The sequence below is a fragment of the Microcystis sp. LE19-195.1E genome (assembly GCF_027532095.1).
Lineage (GTDB): Bacteria > Cyanobacteriota > Cyanobacteriia > Cyanobacteriales > Microcystaceae > Microcystis > Microcystis aeruginosa.
Genome location: NZ_JAPZSZ010000119.1, coordinates 1 through 5,158, shown reverse-complemented (window position 1 = coordinate 5,158; position 5,158 = coordinate 1). Strand labels below are relative to the sequence as shown.

The following is a 5,158-nucleotide window of genomic DNA, read 5'->3' as shown; positions in this document are numbered from 1 at the left end:
CTGCTCTTTCTTCTTCTTTAAGAGCTTTTTGTAAGTTTTTCTTTTCTTCTAAGTCTAGGAAATCTTTGGCTGGCATAAGTAGGATTTTTCTAAAATTACTATTTCTATTTTAGGTGGTTTAAGTGCGTTTTAGCTTACCTCCGGGGCTAACGATGGAAACTTACCTGCAACGAAAAGCGGAGAAAACCCCCCTTTATGCTCAAGTGCCTGAAGTCAGTTTCGAGCGTACATATATTTGCGAAGACTTGAGTAAATGTCTCTGTTTCTACGATAGTCCCGATGAAGCGGCGGTAAAAAGAGCCAGAGAAGTGGTCGGCGCACCTATAGATAGTTTGACCTCGATTGAAAATATTCACCCCTAGGAGAGAACAATGATGCTCGATCGAGGCTCCGAAATCCTTTCTTTTCTGGAAGAAAGAGCCACTGACCTTAACAACGGTACAGCTAATCTCAACGTCGGTTCGGCCCTAACCAAGCTAGGAGAATCGGGCTGGTTCGGCTATGCTATACCTGAAAGCTTAGGAGGGCGGGGTGGCTCCTTATTACAGGCAGTAGAGGCGATCTCCGCTGTGTCCCAATGCTGCCTGACCACCGGTTTTGTTTTCTGGTGTCAGCGCGTCTTCATTCAATATCTGGCCGCCAGTAATAACACTTACCTACAAAACAAAATTCTACCTGCTGTTCTCAAGGGAGAGATAGCCGGAGCCACAGGACTCTCCAACGCCATGAAGTACCTCGGCGGGATCGAGGAGCTGCGTTTACAGGCAAAGATCGAAGGAGAAAACGTCACTGTTAATGGCTTCCTGCCCTGGGCCTCTAACCTCGACTCTAAGGGAGAATTCATAGTAGCCGTTGCCGCTCAAACCACATCTGGACAAACTCTTATCCTCGCCCTTCCCTCCTTCGCAAAAGGGTTAAAACGGGGTGAAGACCTACAATTATTGGGTTTACAAGCTTCCCGCACCAGTACCCTTGAATTCGATCGAGTTCAGTTATCTCACGACTGGATTATCAGCTTGGAAGCAGCAAAATTTTTACCCTCAGTCCGCCCCTGTTTCTTGCTGTTACAATGCGGACTGGCCCTTGGCATTACGCGTAAATCCCTTGGGGAGACAGAGAAAAGTTTAGGGGGAAAGGCCGCGGTAGCCAGCGATCGTTATTTCTGCGCCCGGGAGCGTCTGACTCGTCTAGAAAAGAAAATCGAGCAATTCAGCACCCTAGAAAGCTTCGATCTCGGAGGGACACGCCAACTATTCACCCTCAGAGTGGACATTACCCGGTTAGCGGTGGAATCCGTATGGTTAGAAGCGGAAATTAAGGGAGGAAAAGGCTATTTTCGTAATAGCGACACGGCGCGACGGCTGCGCGAGGTCGCCTTTTTACCAGTGTTAACTCCGAGCCTGATTCAACTAGAAAGAGAGTTACAACGTCAGTCCGCTACCGATAAAATTCTCCCTGGCGAACTCGATCGAGCGGGGGTGAGGGAATGAGTATCGCCACTGATTACCCCGTCCTCACCCTCAAAAATCTCCACAAACGCTATAAAACCCGCCATGGCTACCGTACCGTTTTTGAGGATATTAACCTACAGGTGCGCTCCGGTGAGGTGGTTTGTTTGCTCGGAGCCAGTGGTTGCGGTAAATCTACCCTCCTTGCTACCGCCGCTGGTTTGCAAAGTGCCGATGGCGGAGAAATACAATTGCACTCACGACCCCTACAAGCACCAGACATCCGCAGCTCGATCGTCTTTCAATCCCCCGCCCTTTTACCTTGGTTAACCGTTTGGCAAAACGTGGCTTTTGGTTTGAAATTAAAGCGGATGCCCCGCCTCGATCATCAGCAATTACGCGAAAGGGTTCACACCGCCGTTAAAAGCGTCAAACTAGATGGCTTCGAGCGTGCCTATCCTCATCAACTATCCGGCGGTATGGCTCAGAGAGTTTCTCTAGCCCGCGTCCTCGCCCGCCGCCCCTCTCTCCTCCTCCTGGATGAGCCGTTTAGCGCCCTCGACGCGATCACCCGTTTCGAGATGCAAAAACTCCTCCTAGAAGTCATAGCTCTCTATAACAGCACGGTTCTCCTCGTTACCCACGACATCGATGAGGCCCTATTAGTAGCCGATCGAGTTCTTCTCATGGGCCGTCATCCGGTGGGCATCCGCCGAGAATGGACGATCTCGATGCCGAAACCCCGTTTCGAGTCAGCGAAGCTTTTGAGTGATCTACGCCGGTCAATTTTTCAAGAATTAGCCCTTGTCATGACACTGTAAATCTATGAACCTACATGATAATTGTGCTTGTTGCGGCATGAGCCGTCGAGATTTTCTGAAACTTTCAGCACTGTTTACCAGTTCCTTCGGAGCAGCGATCGCGGCCGATAGTGGGAATCTCCCTGTTCACGCCAATGCCAAAGATCAGCCTGTGAAAATCGGTTATCTACCGATTACGGATGCCGCCCCCCTATTGGTGGCCCACTCGCGAAAACTTTATCAAGCGGAAGGTTTAACTGCCGAACAACCGCGCCTATTCCGCTCTTGGGCGCAGATTGTTGAGGCCTTTCTCGCTCGGCAGGTGAACGTTATTCACGTTCTTTTTCCCACCTCGATCTGGATTCGTTACGGGCGCAATTTCCCCGCTAAAATCGTCGCTTGGAACCATACCAATGGTTCAGCCCTCACCGTCCTTCCCGATATTGAAAATCCCAGGGAATTGGGAGGTAAAACGATCGCGGTTCCTTTCTGGTATTCGATTCATAATTTGGTCTTGCAACAACTCTTACAACGTAACGGGCTGAAAATAGTTCGCAAAGCCAAGGACGCGCCGATCGCTTCTAACGAGGTTAATCTAGTGGTTCTCCCGCCCCCGGATATGGTATCAGCCCTCGCCAATAAGAGCATCGGCGGTTATATCGTTGCTGAACCTTTCAACGCGGCGGCGGAAAATCTAAAAACCGGTAGGGTTCTCCGTTTCACCGGCGATGTCTGGAAGAATCACGCCTGTTGCGTTGTCTTTGTTCACGAGGAGGATATTAGGCAACGGAAACAATGGACGCAGAAGGTGGTAAACGCCCTCGTTAAAGCCCAACTCTGGTCCCGGGGCAATCGCTCCGAAGTGGCCCGGATTCTCTCTAAAGATGGTGGAAAATATACGCCTCACCCGCTGCCAGTATTGCAACGGGCGCTTACTTACTATGATCGCAATTTCTATAAAAAAGACGGGGCGATCGAGAATCCAGACTGGCAAGTCAACCGGATCGATTTCCAGCCCTATCCTTTCCCTTCCTATACCGAGGAACTGGTACGCTTGCTCAAAACCACTCAGGTGGAAGGAAATACGGATTTTCTCCAAAAACTGCAACCCCGACAGGTGGCGCGGGATCTAGTTGATGACTCTTTTGTCCGTAATGCCTTGCAACAGGTGGGCGGACCGAAAGCTTTCGGCTTACCGAATAATCTCTCCCGCATCGAGACGATCAAATTTTAAGAATCCGAACCTATGAATTCACAATCTTTGACCTCCCCGCCAAGAGCTTTACTACCCTTATGGGGTATCGGTTTTGGATTATTGCTCTGGTGGCTATTTACCAGTCCTCTATGGCACTCAAACCCGATTTTAAATGATTTTTCCCCTGAGCGATCTTTTGTCGCTTTATTACGTCTTTTTGTTGGGGGGGAGATTGTGCCCCATATCCTCACCAGTTGCCGCCGGGTTCTTGTGGGCTTGGCTCTCGCTAGTGCCATCGGTGTGCCGTTGGGGGTATTAATCGGGTTGTATCGCTCCCTTGAATCGGCTTTGTCGGCCCTATTTCAATTTCTACGCATGATCTCGCCCCTTTCTTGGATGCCTTTAGCGGTGATGGTTTTGGGAATTGGTGATCTACCCGTGTATTTTTTGCTGACGGTGGCGGCCATCTGGCCGATCCTTCTCAATACGGCTGCTGGGGTTAATGCGGTTGATCGCTCTTGGTTGACTTTAGCCCGCAGTCTCTGTGCTACCCGAGGGGAAACGGTTTTCCAGATTATTCTGCCTGCGATCCTCTCCCATCTCTTAACTGGTTTCCGTTTGGCTATAGGTATTATCTGGATCGTTCTTGTCCCGGCGGAAATGCTGGGGGTTAGTGCGGGTTTGGGTTATTATATTCTCGATACACGCGATCGACTCGCTTATTCAGAGTTGATGGCAGTGATTCTCGTTATTGGCGCGATTGGTTATCTGCTCGATTGGGGTTTGCGTCTGGCTCATCGCTCTTGGACGCATCAAGATTAGCCTATTGGTTCAACTATGTGGGAAGTGGGAAGTGGGAAGTCTTGGCGCTTTTCCTTAGTTGAAAGAGCGGGCCAGACGACTAACCCCAGTATGTAATAACTGTTCCAAACTTTGGCGATCGCTGATGGCTTGAAGATTGATCACAAAACAGGTTAAACCCAGTCCAAAGAGGATAAAAGTGGGGGCCATAACCACACCAATCATTAACCAAGTGGCGACGTGGAGAAACATGGTGACAGCGAACAACAAAGCTAGGGAAGCAATGGGGAAGATTTGACGGGTAGGACGACCGAAATAGAGAAAAAGAACCGTTAAAAGGGTGGTTACTAAGTTAGCGGGTACTAAAAAGGCACAAATCGAGACGCAATAGTTGCGGGAAAATTCAGCGAGGGTATTAAAATCTATCATTAATATTACTTTACAATTGCCTGAGTCTTAGTACTCTCGATTGTAGCGGAAAATTTACATGATCGGGATGAAGGTGACTAAAGGCTGTGGTGCAATAGATTTTCGAGAGGGAGCTAAAACGAGGATCGGGGTTAACCACAGAAACCAAAAACCTACCTAAAGCTTTTTAAAGCTACTCATTTCTGTAGCTACATAACTAAAATAAGTAACTTTGACCAACGATAGATTTTAAGAACGTTATCAGGTATAATCAAGATATGAAGCTAGTTGAACGTCATATTATCAGTCAAAACCATCCCTTATGGTCAGAAATCGACCATTATGCCTTCTTGTCAAAAAATTTATTCAATCTAGCTAACTACCATTATCGCCAATATTTCTTTGAAAACTCCCAAAAACTGAGTTTTAATCAACTCTATCATCTGGTATCTAAAACCTCAGATTATTTAGCTTTACCCACGAAAGTGAGCAAGCAGATAATCAGA

General features: G+C 48.3%; 6 protein-coding genes and 1 pseudogene. 6 read left to right on the top strand and 1 reads right to left on the bottom strand.

What is annotated here, in order from left to right:
* Window positions 1–122: 122 nt before the first annotated feature.
* From O9300_RS07190 to O9300_RS07170, 5 genes are read left to right on the top strand one after another with little or no spacing between them, the layout of a single operon-like run.
* Window positions 123–362 carry a DUF4242 domain-containing protein gene (locus O9300_RS07190; RefSeq protein ID WP_287970932.1) on the top strand — a complete coding sequence of 80 codons (240 nt, stop codon included), beginning with the start codon at window positions 123–125 and terminating at the stop codon, window positions 360–362.
* A gap of 12 nt (window positions 363–374) precedes the next feature.
* Window positions 375–1,490: an acyl-CoA dehydrogenase family protein gene (locus tag O9300_RS07185; protein WP_287970930.1), complete on the top strand. Its 1,116-nt coding sequence runs from the start codon at window positions 375–377 to the stop codon at window positions 1,488–1,490.
* Entirely contained in the window at window positions 1,487–2,269 is a 783-nt protein-coding gene (locus tag O9300_RS07180) for an ABC transporter ATP-binding protein (protein WP_287970929.1), read from the top strand. The genes O9300_RS07185 and O9300_RS07180 overlap by 4 nt, the downstream gene beginning before the upstream one ends.
* Window positions 2,270–2,273: 4 nt before the next feature.
* Window positions 2,274–3,482 carry an ABC transporter substrate-binding protein gene (locus O9300_RS07175; protein ID WP_287970927.1) on the top strand — a complete coding sequence of 403 codons (1,209 nt, stop codon included), beginning with the start codon at window positions 2,274–2,276 and terminating at the stop codon, window positions 3,480–3,482.
* Between the two features lie 12 nt (window positions 3,483–3,494).
* Window positions 3,495–4,265 carry an ABC transporter permease gene (locus O9300_RS07170; protein ID WP_287970926.1) on the top strand — a complete coding sequence of 257 codons (771 nt, stop codon included), beginning with the start codon at window positions 3,495–3,497 and terminating at the stop codon, window positions 4,263–4,265.
* A 54-nt stretch (window positions 4,266–4,319) separates the two neighbouring features.
* Here the strand turns inward: O9300_RS07170 and O9300_RS07165 are convergent, their stop codons facing one another.
* Window positions 4,320–4,673 (bottom strand): hypothetical protein, encoded by a 354-nt coding sequence (locus tag O9300_RS07165; RefSeq protein ID WP_008203368.1) that lies wholly within the window; start codon window positions 4,671–4,673, stop codon window positions 4,320–4,322.
* Window positions 4,674–4,930: 257 nt separating this feature from the next.
* Here O9300_RS07165 and O9300_RS07160 point away from each other — a divergent pair.
* A pseudogene (locus O9300_RS07160) lies at window positions 4,931–5,158 on the top strand (RNA-guided endonuclease TnpB family protein); the annotation flags it as partial.